This window comes from Kineosporiaceae bacterium, from assembly GCA_016713225.1.
In the GTDB taxonomy this organism is placed as follows: Bacteria; Actinomycetota; Actinomycetes; order Actinomycetales; family Kineosporiaceae; genus JADJPO01.
Genome location: JADJPO010000003.1, coordinates 19,578 through 34,567, shown reverse-complemented (window position 1 = coordinate 34,567; position 14,990 = coordinate 19,578). Strand labels below are relative to the sequence as shown.

General features: G+C 69.9%; 13 protein-coding genes and 1 pseudogene. 2 read left to right on the top strand and 12 right to left on the bottom strand.

What is annotated here, in order from left to right:
- Positions 1–231: 231 nt before the first annotated feature.
- From IPK24_11245 to IPK24_11215, 7 genes are all read right to left on the bottom strand, one after another.
- On the bottom strand, positions 232–522 hold the full coding sequence (locus tag IPK24_11245; GenBank protein ID MBK8076116.1) for a hypothetical protein: 291 nt from the start codon (positions 520–522) through the stop codon (positions 232–234).
- 286 nt (positions 523–808) lie between these two features.
- Positions 809–1,120, bottom strand: coding sequence for a hypothetical protein (locus IPK24_11240; GenBank protein MBK8076115.1), 312 nt, complete (start codon positions 1,118–1,120; stop codon positions 809–811).
- Positions 1,078–2,241 carry a hypothetical protein gene (locus IPK24_11235; GenBank protein ID MBK8076114.1) on the bottom strand — a complete coding sequence of 388 codons (1,164 nt, stop codon included), beginning with the start codon at positions 2,239–2,241 and terminating at the stop codon, positions 1,078–1,080. Before IPK24_11235 ends, IPK24_11240 begins: the two co-directional genes overlap by 43 nt.
- A 3-nt stretch (positions 2,242–2,244) precedes the next feature.
- Positions 2,245–2,979 carry an RES family NAD+ phosphorylase gene (locus tag IPK24_11230; GenBank protein MBK8076113.1) on the bottom strand — a complete coding sequence of 245 codons (735 nt, stop codon included), beginning with the start codon at positions 2,977–2,979 and terminating at the stop codon, positions 2,245–2,247.
- Between the two features lie 100 nt (positions 2,980–3,079).
- Complete coding sequence (locus IPK24_11225) at positions 3,080–3,676, bottom strand: hypothetical protein (protein MBK8076112.1); 597 nt, start codon at positions 3,674–3,676, stop codon at positions 3,080–3,082.
- Between the two features lie 289 nt (positions 3,677–3,965).
- Entirely contained in the window at positions 3,966–4,784 is an 819-nt protein-coding gene (locus IPK24_11220; GenBank protein MBK8076111.1) for a hypothetical protein, read from the bottom strand.
- A 328-nt stretch (positions 4,785–5,112) separates the two neighbouring features.
- Complete coding sequence (locus tag IPK24_11215) at positions 5,113–6,120, bottom strand: hypothetical protein (GenBank protein ID MBK8076110.1); 1,008 nt, start codon at positions 6,118–6,120, stop codon at positions 5,113–5,115.
- A 496-nt stretch (positions 6,121–6,616) separates the two neighbouring features.
- Between IPK24_11215 and IPK24_11210 the strand changes: the two are divergent.
- Positions 6,617–8,602 (top strand): annotated as a pseudogene (locus tag IPK24_11210) (FAD-dependent oxidoreductase).
- Between the two features lie 42 nt (positions 8,603–8,644).
- Here IPK24_11210 and IPK24_11205 read toward each other — a convergent pair.
- The 3 genes from IPK24_11205 to IPK24_11195 all read right to left on the bottom strand — a co-directional run bounded on the left by IPK24_11205 (position 8,645) and on the right by IPK24_11195 (position 11,040).
- Positions 8,645–9,166 carry a DUF4143 domain-containing protein gene (locus IPK24_11205; GenBank protein ID MBK8076109.1) on the bottom strand — a complete coding sequence of 174 codons (522 nt, stop codon included), beginning with the start codon at positions 9,164–9,166 and terminating at the stop codon, positions 8,645–8,647.
- Between the two features lie 619 nt (positions 9,167–9,785).
- The gene (locus IPK24_11200; GenBank protein MBK8076108.1) at positions 9,786–9,971 is read right to left on the bottom strand and encodes a hypothetical protein; all 186 of its coding nucleotides are present in this window, start codon (positions 9,969–9,971) and stop codon (positions 9,786–9,788) included.
- 823 nt (positions 9,972–10,794) lie between these two features.
- Positions 10,795–11,040 carry a hypothetical protein gene (locus IPK24_11195; GenBank protein MBK8076107.1) on the bottom strand — a complete coding sequence of 82 codons (246 nt, stop codon included), beginning with the start codon at positions 11,038–11,040 and terminating at the stop codon, positions 10,795–10,797.
- Positions 11,041–11,800: 760 nt separating this feature from the next.
- Here IPK24_11195 and IPK24_11190 point away from each other — a divergent pair.
- Positions 11,801–12,052 carry a hypothetical protein gene (locus IPK24_11190; GenBank protein MBK8076106.1) on the top strand — a complete coding sequence of 84 codons (252 nt, stop codon included), beginning with the start codon at positions 11,801–11,803 and terminating at the stop codon, positions 12,050–12,052.
- Between the two features lie 726 nt (positions 12,053–12,778).
- Here IPK24_11190 and IPK24_11185 read toward each other — a convergent pair.
- A complete protein-coding gene (locus tag IPK24_11185) occupies positions 12,779–13,672 on the bottom strand; it encodes a hypothetical protein (protein ID MBK8076105.1) in 894 nt (297 codons plus the stop codon).
- Between the two features lie 357 nt (positions 13,673–14,029).
- Entirely contained in the window at positions 14,030–14,824 is a 795-nt protein-coding gene (locus tag IPK24_11180; GenBank protein MBK8076104.1) for a hypothetical protein, read from the bottom strand.
- Positions 14,825–14,990: the final 166 nt, after the last annotated feature.

Genomic DNA, 14,990 nt, shown 5'->3' with positions numbered 1-14,990 from the left:
GCGTCCGGCATCTGGTCGGCCAACCGAAGGAACAGGTCGAGCAGCTCGGCCTGCGGGCCGAGCATCACCTCCAGTTGGCGTCGCATGGCCGGGTTGGTCTTCACCATCGCCACCATCTGGCGCACCTGACCGATGTCCGTCCCACTCATCGCCGCCGCCCGATCCCACAACGCGGTCAGGTCCGGTGCCGTACCCGGCCGGCCCGACAGCAGCGCCTCGGCCGTGTCGCGATCACGGTGCGGGGCAGCCGATTCGGCGGCCGGGGCGGCCGGGGCGGGCAGCCTCGGGCGCGGCGGACGACGGTGCACGGCCGGCCAGCAGCTCGAGGCTGCTGCGCAAGGCGCCGAGCGCGGTCCGGAAGCCGGAACCGGACTCGGCCACCCCCATCGTGCTCAGGCTGCCCGGCACCAGCATCGCCTGCGCCTGGGTCGCCAGTTCAGGGTGCTCGACGAGCAGCTGTTCGATCGGGGACAGCAGCCGCAGCGCCGCCGCGGCCACCGGGTCGTTCCACAGGGTCGCCATGCTCGAAAGTGCAGCTGGAAGAGCTGAAAGACGCTGCGCAGCCAGTCCATGGTGGCTGCCCGGCGTGACACCACGAGCCGTTCGGCCGTCTCGAGCCGGGCACGTGCCACGCTCAGCCCCGCGGCGTCGCCGCTGCTGCGCCACTCCAGCAGGCCCGCTGCCCCCGCACCCACGTGCAGCACCACCTGCAGGTCCGGATCCACCTCGAACCCGGCGAGGATGGCCTCACACTGCTCGCGGGCCTGAGCGAACGGTCCGGTGCGCAGGTCCATCGTCGCGGCCATCGTCAGGGCGTTGACCAGCGGGCCGACGGCATACACCGACGGGCCCGGAGGCGTCCCCGCCGAGCTCGCGCGACAGCCTCGCCGCCCGCACCCCCCGCATCGAGCGCCAGGGGCAGGTCCCGGGGCGAGGTCGTCACCGTCACCCGCCGGGTCAGCAATTGACACACCAGGCCCTGCAGTTCGGCTGCGGACGGGTGCCCCGGGGCCAGGTGAACCAGCAGATCCTCCGCCGCCTGCACGGCGTGGGCCAGAGCGGCGAGATCACCAGAGATCAGGGCCTGATTGCCGAGCGCGACGACCTCGGAGTAGGCCATCCCGAGGCTCTCGACGAAGTCGGGATGGATGCCCGCGACCTCGGGGGGAATCGTGACGGCCGTGCCCTCGAAGGTCGAGGCCCGCAGCTGCCGCAGCATCGTCCCGGCCAGCCGCATCCGATCCCCGGCCTCCGCCGGGACCCACTGCACGAACTGCTCGGCGCGCTGCAGCGCCGCCTCTCGAAGTCCTCCGACGAGGCACCGTCGGCGAGAGTCGAAGCCCGTTGGTAATGCAGGAATCCCGCGATCCCGCCCAGCATCGGGACCAACTGGCGGACCTGCTCCGATGGGCCGCCGTCCGGGCCGGTCGCCTCGAAGAGGCGATGGGCCTCGGCCAACCGGTCGAGCTCGGCACACAGCTCCTCGACCTCCCCCGGACGAGGCGTCGTCGCACCGACCGAGGCGGCCAGACACCGCGCCGCCCGCAACGTCAGCACGACGATCCGCTCCAGAACCGTGCCGGGGTCGTCGACCTCGCCGGTCTGCACCACGAGTCGCCAGGCCTCGTCCACCAACTGGTCCTCGCGGTTCGACCAGGTCTGGGTTCCGAGTGCCGTCAACACCGGGTCGAGGGCACCGACCGCCATCAGCCGAGCCCGGCGAGGATCGCCGGGGTCCAAGCCGTCCGCCTGCTGTCGCGCCGACCTCAGGGCGGTGCGCACGGCCACCATGTCCAGCGGCGGACCACCCGAGACCTCGCCCCCGAATCCGACCCACGGCGCCGGCACCGGCACGACGGCGGCCGGCAACAGCTCCCGCGCCCGCTCGACCAGGGCACGCACCTGCAACGGCAGATCCGGAGCGGCGATCGCCTGCTCCACGGCACGCGCCGCGGCGGCCTCACGCCGATCACCGACGCAGGCTCGCCACCGCAGGATCGACCCCACCACCTCCCGGGCATCCTCGGGAACCGCATCCCCGACCTGCTCCAGCGCCAGCAGCCCCTCGTCGGCCAGCGCCGCCGGCCCGGGGTGGTCATCGCCGAGCGAGAGCACCCACGCAGCCAGAGCGTGCGCCAGCATCCAGGCCGGACGACGCCGGTCGCCGTCCGGGGCTCGGGCGAGCGCCGTGCGCAGCGACAGGATGTGCTCGGGCGGACTGGATTGCGCGCTGTGGTCCATCGGTCAGGACCCCATGGCGCGACGCGCGCTCGGCAGGTGCGGGGCGGCGTCCGGTGGGGCGTACGGGTCGTCGACGACGGTGTTCAGGGTCTCGAGCCGGCGATTGAGCCAGGCCAGACCCGTCGAACCGTCCAGGTCACGCTGGAACACCGGGTTCGTGGACAGGGCCGCCGCCGCCCCGCGGTCGCCGAAGAGGATCAGGCAGTGCCCGCCGGGGTTGCGCTTGGACGGCCAGAGGAACCCCTGGGCCTGCGACGAGCACCGGCGCAGCCAGTGGCCCCACCGTCGGGTGAGGGCGTACTCCCCCGGAGCGGCCTGGATCAGCCAGGGATCCTGCCAGGCCCGGGCCAGTTCGGCGGAGGTGGTCAGACTCACGAGTTGCAGTGGCTCGAGCGTCTCGTACACCGCCAGGCATCGGCCGCGCACTTCCTTGTACGGCAAGGCGCGGATGCTCTCGGGGAAGGCGACGTCGCGCAACAGCACCTCGGCGATCGAGGTCAGATCGTCCAATGCCGCGTACAGGAAGTCGTAACCGTCCTCGGCGGTCGCATCGAATCGGCCATAGGGTTCCTCCGGCCGCGCCACCTCGGTCACCACGTCGATCGGCGCCCGCTTCGAGTTGAACAGTGAGCCCTCCTGCAGCTGGGCGGACCGCGTGATCCGCCACAGCAACGAACCGCCCGCCAGCGTGTGGTGGATCAGGTTGGCGGCGTCGGTCGGCGGCTGCCTGCGATCCATCACCAGTCCACCCCCACCCGTCCCGCCAGGATCGGCAGCACCTGCTCGCGCGCACTGCCCAGCAGGTCCACCGGGGCGCCGTCGAGCAGGGCGTGCGGGCTCACCCACCAGGATGTCGCCCCCAGGGGTCGACCGCGGCGTCCAGCAGGCGATTCACCGTCAACACCACCTCACGTGGGCGCCGCGAGTCGGCGCTGAACTGGAACCGCGGCAGGCGCACCGCTCCACCGGGAGCGCGAAGTTGGATCAGCAGATCTCGATGGGCGTCCACCTCCGCAACCTCCTCGGGGCGATAGGCCGGCAGGGCCACCAGGCGACGACGCACCTCGGCGAGGAGGTCACGCGCACCGCCGGGGGTGGGCGGCGGCCCGGGTGGCATCGAGGCGGCCATCGGCCGCCCCAGCAGCGCCTCACCCACCGACCCCAGGTTCCGCGCCAACCACGACAGGTCGGTGGGTTCCGCGGTGGCCTGGAGCATCATGCGGTTCGCCAGGTGCTGCACCAGAGGGTGGTCGCCCGGCACGGCGTCGAGCACCAGGTCCTCGAGATCGGCCAGGGTGTCCAGCGGCTCGTCCTCGGCTCGTGCCATCAGGCCGACCAGCCGGTCGCGCGAGGCCTCGTCGAGATGCGCGAGGACGTCGTCACGATGCTCGACGAGCAGGCGCAGGAATTCATCGGGTGCCGAGCCTTCGTTCACGGCTCACCTCCGGTGGCGTCCACAGCTCCAAACCTGGCGCATCAACCTCACAGGGAACATAACAGGACCGTTAGGAAGGCATCCCCACCCTGACTCCGTCCGGAATTCACCCCGACGCTGATTCCGGGGATCGACCGGGAATCGACCAGCGCAGACCGGATTCCGCCCGGATCGGGCGACAGCTCCATCGGTTGTCTGGCTTCACCGACAACCGATGGAGAGGAGGGGTCATGCTCGGTCTCGTCGTCATCTTGGTCGGACTCATCCAGACCTACCTCTGAGCGATCGGCTACTGCTGACCCTGCCGATCGCGGGGAGTCGCAGCAGCGATCACGGCCAGGACCTCGCGCGTCTGCGCGGGGTCCATGGTCGTGACATGGATCCGCCAGGACGGGTCGTGCTGCAACTCCCGGCGCACCGCCGCCCACAGCCAGGCAATGACCGCGGCGGGGCTCGTCCCCGCGTGACCGGCACCGAACAGCGGGAACGACATGGCCTCGACCCCGGCGCCCTCACGCTCGCGCAGTTGCCGAGCCAACTCGAAACAGCGGGTCACCGCAGCCGAGACGGCCGGTCGCGTCACCTGATAGCCCTGCTGCCCGACCCGGGGAATCGCCACGGCGGCGTGAAACAACGAGATCACTCCACTGCGGCTCAGATTGCCGGCCGAGGTCGGCGCCACGACCCCCGGTTCCACCGGGCCGCCGGCGCGACCGTTGGCGGCCAGCCACGAGGCCAACTCGCGGGCCACGACGTCATCGATCAAGCCGCCATCAGGGCCACGCAGCGCAGAGGCCTTGCGCAGTGCCCCACTCATGCTGTCGCTGAAGGGCCGCGCCGGGAGGAGATACGTGTTCTCGGAGGAGACCACGATCTGGACGTCGGTCAATTCCTCCACCGGCCCCAGATCGACCACGAGGTGGCTTCGGCCGCGGCCGAGGTCGATGCGATAGGGGCCGTAGCGGTGAGCGGCGGCCACCTCGAGTCCCCGGGTCAGCCGCCATTCCAGATCGGCCAGATCCTGATGCACGGGCGCGGCGCCGTCCGGGGAGCGCTGCGGGCGAGGATGCCACGCCACCGATGCCACGCCCTGGAGCGGCAACTGCATCTCATCCGCGATCCGCCCGCAGCAGCGGTTCGTGATGCTTGCGGAAGGTCTCCGGGCGACAGGCCCGCGAAGGTGTTCGCGGCAGCTTCCCGCAGATCCTTCGGACGACGCCCCGCCGTGCCCTGCACCAGGCCGAAGAGGTACTGGGCGGCTCGGCGGGCTCCTCCTCCCCCAGGGCGGCCACCGTCCGCAACAGGTGCTCGACCCCGGCGTTCTAGATTGGGTGCCGTCGCGAATCCGCGCAGCACGGCGACGGTACGCAGCGCCGGTAGGTCGGTCGCGGCACAGCGCAGCAATCCTCTCTGCCGCAACACCTTCAGGTCCAGGATCAGCTCATCGCGCGAGGGGGCGCCGGCTCACCATCCGTGGGCCGGACGCCGGTCACGAGCCACCCACCGACCACCGCAGGCCATAGCTCAGCCCGATGTCGAGTTGCGCCGAACACCGACGTCAACTGGCCGTCGGCATCGACCTCGAGCACCTCGCGATCGGGGTTCAGCTCATCGGCGAAGCGTGCGGGTTCGCCGACGATGCGCCACGCTCGCGTCGGCGTCGGCCCGGCAGCGAAGATGACCCTCACCTCGAAGCGCTCGGTCCGACGGAACGGCGTCACGATGTAGTACGGCTCCATCCGGCCGGTCTGGGTGACGCGGGTGCAGAAATCGTGGCTCTGCCCGGAGGCCAGCGGCGCGGGCAGGTGGACCATTCCGACCCAGGTGCCGTCCTTGATGCGCTCGAGATCGGGCACCAGGTCACCGCCGTCGAGCAACTCCACCCCGAAGGCCGAGTCGTACTCGGCGGTGCGCTCGGTACTCCAGCCGACCGTGATCCGAGCCAGGCCCTCGATCGTGGAGGTGATGCGGCGGCGCTCGGTCAACCGCAACCGGTCGCCGTCGACCTCCAGCGTCGAGCGCAGGGCGTCGAAGTACCAGCCCCCCGGAGCGAACCTCGAGCTCGGGCGTTGGGCGACCGGCGTGGCATCGAGCAGTTCGGCGAGCAGGTGAAAGGCGTCGTCCACCCGACGGACCGCCGTGCGTGGATCGCGGTCGATCGCCGTGGCCAGTGCGGCCATGCGGCCCTTGATGAACCGGGAACGAAACTCGGGGTCGAGGTTCAGGGCCGCTCGGACGGCGCGGGCGTCCTCCGGGGTCAGGCGCCCGATGAGAGCGATGACGACCTCGGACACCTTCGCCCGGATCACGGCATCCGCATCGGCGGGAAGCACCCCGCAGGCCCGGCGCAGCTCGGTGCCGACACGCTCGCGTACCGACGGGGCCTGCAGACCTGCCCCTGCGCGGAGCCGAGTCAGGTCGGCGTGAAGTCGTTCGACGCTCATCGCTGCGCGGCTCGCCCCTCATGTCGTCCCTGCTCAGGGTAGCCGCCAGGAGTGTCGTGGATCTGTCCCGGAAAGCGCTCACGCGCCCGAGGGCAGCTGACCCGCGGGGGCCGGTCGAGGAAAGCGTGACAATTCCTCGACAGATGGTTGCCGACAGTACTGGTCCATATACGCCCCAACTAATATCGCGAGCATTCGCCGACGTGATTTTTCGGCGATGAAGGCCTGGACACCGCCGGGGTGGTGTGGGGTCGATGACGTGCGAAGTGGGAACTGCTCGCGTCGTCGACCCGGGTGCGGACTCAGTGATGCTGCCCGGAGGGAGGGCAGCACGAGGTCACCGAGCCGGCACCGCAGACACCACCGCGGGGGGACGAGGTGGTCGGGCCGCTGCAGCACGTCGTCCGAGTGACTGGTCTGGAGGGACCCGGCCACCTCGGACGACGTGCTGTCATGCGTGGCAGCAGAGCCGACCGGGATGCGATAGGCATGGCCGATGAGCCTGCCCCGCCTGTTCAGCCCCCTGGTGATCGGCCCGGTGACCGCCCGCAATCGCATCGTGTCCTCCGGGCACGACACGGTGATGGGGGTCGACGGGCTGCCGGGCGAGCAGTATCTCGCCTATCAGGAGGCCCGCGCCCGGGGCGGCGTGGGGATGATCGTGGTGCAGGTCGCGGGCGTTCACGCCTCCGCCCGCTACACCAGCCATGTCCTGATGGCGGACGACGACGCGTGCATCCCGCGTTCACCGCGCTCGCCGAACGGGTTCACGAGCACGGCGCGCTGATCGTGCAGCAGCTGTTCCACGACGGCCGCGAACTGATGGAGTCCCGGACGGCACCTTGCCGGTGGCGCTGGCGCCGTCCGCCGTGCCCAACGAGCGGTTCCACGTCATGCCGCGCGCGATGCCGACCTCGCAGGTGCGCGAGATGGTGGCCTGCTACGGCGCCGCCGCCCACCGGATGCGGCGGGCCGGATTCGACGGCGTCGAGATCGTGGCCTCCCACGGGTACCTGCCGGCACAGTTCCTCAACCCACGCACCAACCTGCGCACCGACGCCTATGGCGGTGACCTGGCCGGTCGGGCGCTGTTCCTGCGGGAGGTCCGGGACGCCGTCCGCGCGGCCGTGGGGCCGAGACTCGCTGTCGGCCTGCGGATCTCGGTCGGAGAGGAGTCCGGCGAGGGGGTTGACCGCCGACGAAGCGCTCGCCGCGCTGGCCCACCTCGACACCGACGGCGGGTTCGACTACATCTCGGTGGTCGCCGGCACCTCGGCGACCCTGGCGGGCTCGGACCACATCGTGCCGCCGATGACCCGCACACCCGGCTACACCGCGCCGCTGGCCCGCCGGGTCAAGGCCGTGGTGTCCTGCCCGGTGATCGTGGCGGGACGGATCAACCAACCGCAGGACGCCGAACGCCTGCTCGAGCAGGGCGAGGCCGACGCCTGTGTCATGACCCGCGCCCTGATCTGCGATCCGGACCTGCCCGCCAAGGCCGAAGCCGGTCGCTGGGAGGACATCCGGGCCTGCATCGGCTGCAATCAGGCCTGCATCGGGCACTTCCACGCGGGGTATCCGATCTCGTGCATCCAACACCCCGAGACCGGTCGCGAGCGCCGCTACGGCGTCCGGGTGGCGGCCCGGCAGCCGCGCGACGTGCTCGTGGTGGGCGGCGGACCGGGCGGACTCTGGGCCGCCGCCGTCGCCGCCGAACGGGGTCATCGGGTCAGGTTGTTCAAGCCGGCCGCCGGCTGGGCGGTCAGGTGCTGCTGGCCCAGCAGGTGCCCGGGCGCGCGGAGTTCGGCGGGGCGATCACCAATCTGCAGCGCGAGGCCGAGCGGGCCGGGGTCGACATCACGCTGGCCACCACGGTCGATCGCGCCCTGATCGCCCGGCTCGCCCCCGACGTGGTGGTGATGGCGACCGGCGCCGTCCCGCGTCGTCCCGAGCTCGAGGTCATGGACGAGCCGGTCGTCCTGACCGCCTGGGAACTGTTCGGCGGGGCGCAGGTGCCGTCCGGGCGGGTGGTCGTCGCCGACTGGCGGTGCGACTGGAACGGCCTCGGCGCGGCTCTCGAACTGGCCGGGCGCGGCCTCGAGGTGACCCTCGGCGTGACCGGCTACCACGCCGGACAGCGTCTGCAGCAATACGTGCGCGACGACATGCTCGCCGCAGCCGCCCGGCTCGGCGTGGACGTGATCCCCCTGGTGCGCATCATCGGGGTCGATGCCGACACGGCCTACTTCCAGCACGTGCTGACCGATGCGCCCGTGCTCATCGAGGACGTCGCCGCGCTGGTGCTCGCCCAGGGTCACCTACCGGTCGACGGGCTGCTGCGCGAACTGCAGGACGGCGAACCTGGCGCCGGCGACGGCCCGGACGGCGCGCTCTCGAGGTGCACGCCGTCGGCGACTGCCTGGCACCTCGCACCGTCGAGGAGGCGGTACTGGAAGGACTGCGCGTCGGGTCGCTGATCTGATCTCAGCGGTCCGAGCCCGCAGTGAAAGCCTCTCGGGCGCGGTCAGCGCTTCGACAGCTGGGTATCGAACCGAGGTGGCTGGGTTCCCGTCTGCCAGAGCGCGCTGATGGGCATGGCACGCAGTCGGGGGCCGAAGGGCAAGGTCTGCTGGCCGGTGTACAAGACGATCCCGGACGCCTTGACCTCGACTGCGACCACCTTGCCCGATCGAGACTCGATCACGGCATCGACCTCGACCTGATCACGCGTTCGGTAGTGAAACAGCTCTGCACGTTGCCTGCTCCAGCTGAGTTGGCGTGCCAACTCCATCAGAACAAACCCCTCCAGGAGCGCCCCGAAGGCGCTGTCAGGGCGAAGCAACTGGTCGGCGTCCACGCCTATCGACGCGCACTTTGCCGCTGGTGCCGCGCGCGTTCTGCCGCATGATCGATGCTCTTCTCGCCGCACCGAACAACGGCAGCCGGTTGCGGTAGCCGGGCAGGGTGACGGGGCGGTGGGACACCCGGTGGACCTCCCGTCACCCGGGACGATGCGGCGGTACCCCTCCCGGTCAGGCCCTCGCAGCTGAGGTGCCGAGCGGGAGTCTTTGCCCCCACTCGTCCCGCGAGTGCCCGCTCAGCGCCACGAGCCGCAGCGCGTTGCAGCGCCCTCGGGACCTCACCGGGCGGTTCCTGCTGACCGGTGAAGAGCTGGAACCAGTAGAGGCGACCGCGTCGGCTGGCCCGGGTCGAAGTTCGGGCCGTCGTAGGCGCACACGAAGCTCATCGGTTTCTCGTTGCGCAGCAGGTCGTACCAGGTGGCGAAGTCCTCTTTGCCGCGCGTAGGCGTAGATGGACGACCGTTGAGGTTGGGCTGGTCGACGTTGGTCACCGTCCCGGAGCGGTGGCGTCTCGAAGAAGATAGTACACCGAGGCCCGGTTCCTGATGCCGTGGGCCAGGTCGGGGCTGGTCAGGGAGACACTCGCCACGATCCCGATGACGCGGTGCCGGATTGGCTGGTCACCACGGTGTAGGTCTCGACGGTGAAGGTCACTCGGCTGTGTGGTCCCCATGTCGCTGGAGCTCGCGTCCTGCAACGCGAGCGGTGTCGCGGAGGAGTCCGGCGACGGCGGTGGTGATACACGAGAGGTCGGTGCATGGTCAGAGTCGCCGAGGCCGAACAGTTGGTCCGGCTCGGCGCACCTCACCCCACGCTGCGACGGGACCGATCGGCCAGGGCCGTGGCCTGCGTCTCGTCGAATGCTCCGCTGATCTGCAGCAAACCGGCGTCGATCGCTGCGGCGACGCTCGGCGCGGAGGTCACGACCGAGTCGACCACGATGGCCAGCCGATTGCGGGCACCAGGCAGGGCGACCAGGCGCTGGGTCATCCGGGGCCGAAAACGTCTCCTGACCCGCGGCGGTCGGTGCGGCAGCTTGACCGACCACTGCCCGGACGCACACGCCAGGCCTCGGCTGCATCCGAGGCGTCGGCGATGTCGGACAGGCGCACCGGCCGGCCCGAGGGGTGAAACCGATCGCCCTGCTGGGGAGCAGGCCGCCAGCGGACGCCCGGCAGGCTTTTCTGCGGGCACGGCGTGGTCACTGCACCGCAACGCCTGTCCTTCTTGAGCAAGCAGGTCGGCGTCGATCCAGGCGAGGTCGCGCCGTCGGTCGGTGAGGCGCCGGGGTCGCACCGGACGGGACGCCCGCCGGCGAGCCCGGTGTCGAGGAGATCGGTTGCTCACCGAGCACCGGACGCAGCGCCAGCCAGCTCGAGTCCTGCGCCCCGGACGACGCGACGCGCGGCGCATCGGCACCCTGCGGCGCATCGGCACCCTGCGAACAGGCCGAGGCCAGCAGCAGACACACGAGGTCGTCGACGCGCACCGACCTCGAACCGGTCGACCCGGCGATCGGGGTAGTACTGAAAGGACCTCTCGAACAGGTCCCGTGAAGCCGACACGGATGTGCAGGTCGAGGCTCTCCCCCGGCCTGCAGCGGTGTGGCTTTCACCAACTCTCCTACCGACCCCGGCGCGCGCGTCAGCCGTACTCATCGGGGCTCAGCGTCCCGCCACTCAGCACCTCGACGGACACCTGAGGCGTGTCGTCCTCCGAGGGTGCCACGGCCCACCACGTGAACAACCGATCCAGTCTCGTCGACGGTGGCCACCACCGTGATGAAGTCGTCCACCACGACCAGCTCGTGCACTCACCAGCGCCTCGGCTCCCGAAGTCGGCGATGTACCAACCGGACTTGGCCAGGTCCCCTGCGGTGGGCACGCGGGGCCACGCGCGGCGCGCTCCGGTCGAGCATCTCGGCCAGCAGGTTCAAGGCGTCGTCCACCCGCCGGACGGCGGTGCGCCGCTCGCGATCGATCGCGCGGCCCAGGCTGTCCATCCGCTCCTGGAAGAACCGCGAGGCGTACGGGGACTCCAGGTTCAACGCGACCCGCACCGCGAGTCATCCACGGGAGTCGGGCCCCGAACCAGAGCCTCCAGCCGCGTGGTCACCTTGGCGTGTGTGGTCGCTTGGTTGTCCTCGCCTGGACGCCGCACGCCGCCCACAACTCCGGACCGACTGGCGCAATCGCGGCGCCTGCAGTCCGGCGCCGGCCCGAAGCCGGGCCAATTCGTCACGCAGGTGTGGACCCCGTGTCATCCGCTAGGCGCCGTGCAGGCGGCTCCCGCACTTACCGCGGACGCCGACGCAGCTGGCCTCACCTCACGCCTCCGTGATGCCCGATGGCCGCGGCCAGTGCCACGACTCGTCAGTCCCCGGACAAACCCACAGGACGGGCCATGGTCGACCTCCGTGGTTCTTAGGATCACCGCGCTGGTCGGTGGTGGATCGGGTTGACCGCCTCGGCGCGGTGACTCCGGACGATGCGGCGGCAACCCCTCCCGGTCAGCCCCTCGCAGCCCAGGGTGCCGAGCCGGGCCGACCTCACCTCGTCCCGAGTGCCCATTCCAGCGCCATACGAGCCGCAGCGGACCGCCGGACGGTTCGGGTGACGCGTTGAAGGCGAACCGGCCTCGAGGCCCCCTTGTGTCAGGAGGCCGAGCAGACCCGGCCCGCCCCGTCTGGCCCACGCGATGATTCGAGTGTCGCCGGAGCCTGGACCCGCGAAACTCGACCCAAGGCAGGCACACCATGAAGTCGCTCACCCGCAAGACCATCGCCGCCGGCGCCTCGCTCTGGGCCTGGGCTGGTCGGGATGTCCCCCGCCTCGGCAGCCACGACCATCGGCGACCTGGCACTCGACGCCCAGGGCCAGACCGTGTACATGGGGTCGGTGCAGTGCACCATGACCGCCGGTAACCCCGTCACGGTGACCATCAACGGTGTCCGCAACATCCAGTCCACGAACAGCCTGTCCTGCAACGCACCCGTCACCGTCGCCGGCCTGGCGTCCCTGGCCGCCCGCTACGGCGAGACGGTTCAGACCCCAGGTACCGCAAGGTCGTGACGACGAACTTCTACAACCGGACCAGTGTCAGCGTCACCACCACCGGCCCGTGCATCGGTGGTGGTGAACGCCTCCTGGGCCGGCTTGGGCGAGATGCAGCTGGACATGAACCGGGACGGAGTCATCGACGCACTCGTCAAGGACGCAAGCTTCTTCAACCTGCGCTCCTGCACCGGCTGACACACCGTCGCACCCCCGGGGAGCGCCGATCCACCCCGGATCGCCCGGACGACGGCCGGCCCGCTAGACGGCACGATGCGTTTCTTGACCAGTGTCACGTCGACTGTCGACTTCGCGCCGGTGAAGGGGTTGATCGCGCGGACTCGCACCCTTTCTGACCGCCGAGACGGTGACGCGAACGGGGACGCCCACCGGCAACCGCGCCTCCCGGCGGATGTCGGCAAGGGTCGGGGAGCGCTTGGCTCTGCGCGCCGTCGCCGCCGCACGCGCCGCGATGCCTCGTGCCGCCGTGCGCACGGTGGCCGGCAAGGCGAGCGCCTCCTCGCTCTGGCGAGTTCGCCCCGAGTCACGAGCTGGTCGGCCCGGGGAACGCCGAGGTGCTGCGGCCCGTACGAAATGGATTCCGACCAGAACTGGTCATCGAAATGGTTGTCTGCCAGTACGTGTCCGAGCCGCCCGGCGGGGTCGACCCGGATGGTGTACCGGTAGGGCACACCAGCGTAGGGACTGGTCTCGTAGAGGTCGTAGGTGCGCGAACCGTCCGGATCATCCTGTCGCGTTGCCCTCTCGAAGGACCCGTCCGACGCCACCGAGAAGGTCACGGTGGAGGGACGTTCCGTGTCGACTGCGAGGGCGGCATCTGCCGATGGATCGAGCGTGGCGATGAACGAGCCAGGCCGACGCCCGAGCAGCGCCACCATGGCCGCGGTGACCGTGCGGCCGTCGACGGCGACCGCCCAGTGTCCGACTCCGGTCTTGGTCACGACCGTGGGCGGCAGCCCAGAGGACCGAGCCGTCTCGAGTGACAGCTGCGTGCCCGGGCCAGCGGACTCGACCAAGGCCATCACGTTGCGATCGGTCAACCACGCGGAGCGGTTCACATGCTTCGTCGACACGCACCGCCTCGAACCGGTCGACCCGGCAATCGGGGTAGTAGTGGAAGTTCCTCTCGGGCTGCCCCGTGAAACAGACACGGATGTGCAGGTCGAGGCTCTCCCCGGCCTGCAGCGGGGTGGCGAGCACCAACTCACCCGACCAGACCCCGGCGCGCGTCAGCCGCTCATCGGGGCTCAGCGTCCCGCCACTCAGCACCTCGACGGACACCTGCGACGTGTCGTCCTCCGAGGGTGCCGCGGCCCACCACGTGAACAACCGATCGAGCTCGTCGACGGTGGCCACCACCGTGATGAAGTCGTCCACCACGAGCAGCTCGGCACTCACCAGCGCCTCGGCTCGGAAGTCGGCGATGTAACCCGCCGGACGGCGGTGCGCCGCGCAGTCACCTTGGCGCGCGTCGTGGCCTCGTTGTCGTTCACCTGGACGCCGCAGGCCCGCCGCCCGCAACGCTGTCCCCAGCTTGCGGCGCAATCGCGGCGCCTGCGGTCCGGCGCCGGCCCGAAGCCGGGCCAATTCGTCACGCAGGTCGTGGACCTGGGTCATCCGCGCGGCGCCATCCAGGCGGCGCCCGGCAGACACCGCGGACGCCGACGCAGCTGACCTCTCCTCACGCCTGCATGATGCTCGATGGCCGCGGCCGCGGTGCCAGGACTCATCAGTCCCTGGGCAAACCCGCAGGACGGGCCAGGGGCCGACCTCCCTGGTTCTTGGGATCGCCCGCTGGTCGGTGGTGGGTCGGTGGACGCCGCAGCCGGTGACTCCGCAGGGAAGCACGAGTTTCGTGCCGTCAATTTGGCGTGATATTCCCCGAGTTGTCGATACATCGGTGCGGAAGTCGCCCACCCGCAAAGTTCTTGGCGCGAGGATTCACCGTCACGACGGCATCCTCGGCGAAAATCCTCACGACCTTCTCGTAGCGCACATCAAAAGAGCACGTACGTCGTCTCGGTGCGCCCGAGATCGATCAAACAGTCCGCAGAGAATCGCTCCTTCGCCACCGTCGTATCGGCGGGCGCCGACGCCGCGGTCGTCGACGCCACAGATGGCGCAGGGGTGGGTGAGGCAGTGGCCGAGGTGGCTGTTGACGGTGACGTTGGTGTGGAGGCGGATGAGGGCGAGGTCACCAGGTGCAGATCTTGCCCATCGGGCGCAGTCACTCGCGCAGACAGCGCCTGAACGTCGATGAGGGGGCATGTACAGGCCACTGGACGGATCACTCAAGACCAGGGAGGGCAACACCCGACCCTGCTCGAACACCTCACGACCGAGCCGATTCGATTCCACGACAAGGTATCCATATCCGTACACAGCACTGGCAGCCCAGATCACGATCAGCCCGAGAGCAGCGCCCGCCGGCGCCTCACGAAGGGCTGCGCTGCCCAACCCGTTGCCGACACCTCCGATCGCCGACATCACGGCCAACGCCACCAACAGCAGGAGAGCGGGTTGCCAGTGCACCACCAGCACCCCGAGCGGGAACACGAACGGCCCCAAGAGAGACTCTTGGAGCAGACGCGTGCGATCGAGCCCGACGTCGGCGGGCCGAAGCCCGAAGAACGAGTAGAACTGAAAATATGCGACATAGAGAAGCGAATACGATATCGCCGGAACAAACACGACCAAGAGGCCGATGACTTCTTTGTTCGCGAGATGTCTCCAGACATATCCGAGTAGCTTGCGAAGAATGTTCTCCATGCCCACCACTCTCATCCGGCCCAGCATGCAACACGCACCCTAGTCACTTTCCCGTATGCGATCCGACAGGTAGGGTTCGCGGGATTCAGCGATTCATACGCCAGGGCCGTTCATTCAGATTCACCCGTGCCGTTGACCATTGCGAGACGACATCAGGGAGACGAAC

Excerpts from the sequence above, each read along its gene's own strand:
- IPK24_11185 (MBK8076105.1), bottom strand. The coding sequence starts at position 13,672 with ATGACCCAGGTCCACGACCTGCGTGACGAATTGGCCCGGCTTCGGGCC.
- IPK24_11240 (MBK8076115.1), bottom strand. The coding sequence starts at position 1,120 with ATGGCCTACTCCGAGGTCGTCGCGCTCGGCAATCAGGCCCTGATCTCT.
- IPK24_11200 (MBK8076108.1), bottom strand. The coding sequence starts at position 9,971 with ATGACCCAGCGCCTGGTCGCCCTGCCTGGTGCCCGCAATCGGCTGGCC.
- IPK24_11235 (MBK8076114.1), bottom strand. The coding sequence starts at position 2,241 with ATGGACCACAGCGCGCAATCCAGTCCGCCCGAGCACATCCTGTCGCTG.
- IPK24_11230 (MBK8076113.1), bottom strand. The coding sequence starts at position 2,979 with ATGGATCGCAGGCAGCCGCCGACCGACGCCGCCAACCTGATCCACCAC.
- IPK24_11190 (MBK8076106.1), top strand. The coding sequence starts at position 11,801 with ATGTCCCCCGCCTCGGCAGCCACGACCATCGGCGACCTGGCACTCGAC.
- IPK24_11180 (MBK8076104.1), bottom strand. The coding sequence starts at position 14,824 with ATGGAGAACATTCTTCGCAAGCTACTCGGATATGTCTGGAGACATCTC.
- IPK24_11215 (MBK8076110.1), bottom strand. The coding sequence starts at position 6,120 with ATGAGCGTCGAACGACTTCACGCCGACCTGACTCGGCTCCGCGCAGGG.
- IPK24_11245 (MBK8076116.1), bottom strand. The coding sequence starts at position 522 with ATGGCGACCCTGTGGAACGACCCGGTGGCCGCGGCGGCGCTGCGGCTG.
- IPK24_11220 (MBK8076111.1), bottom strand. The coding sequence starts at position 4,784 with ATGCAGTTGCCGCTCCAGGGCGTGGCATCGGTGGCGTGGCATCCTCGC.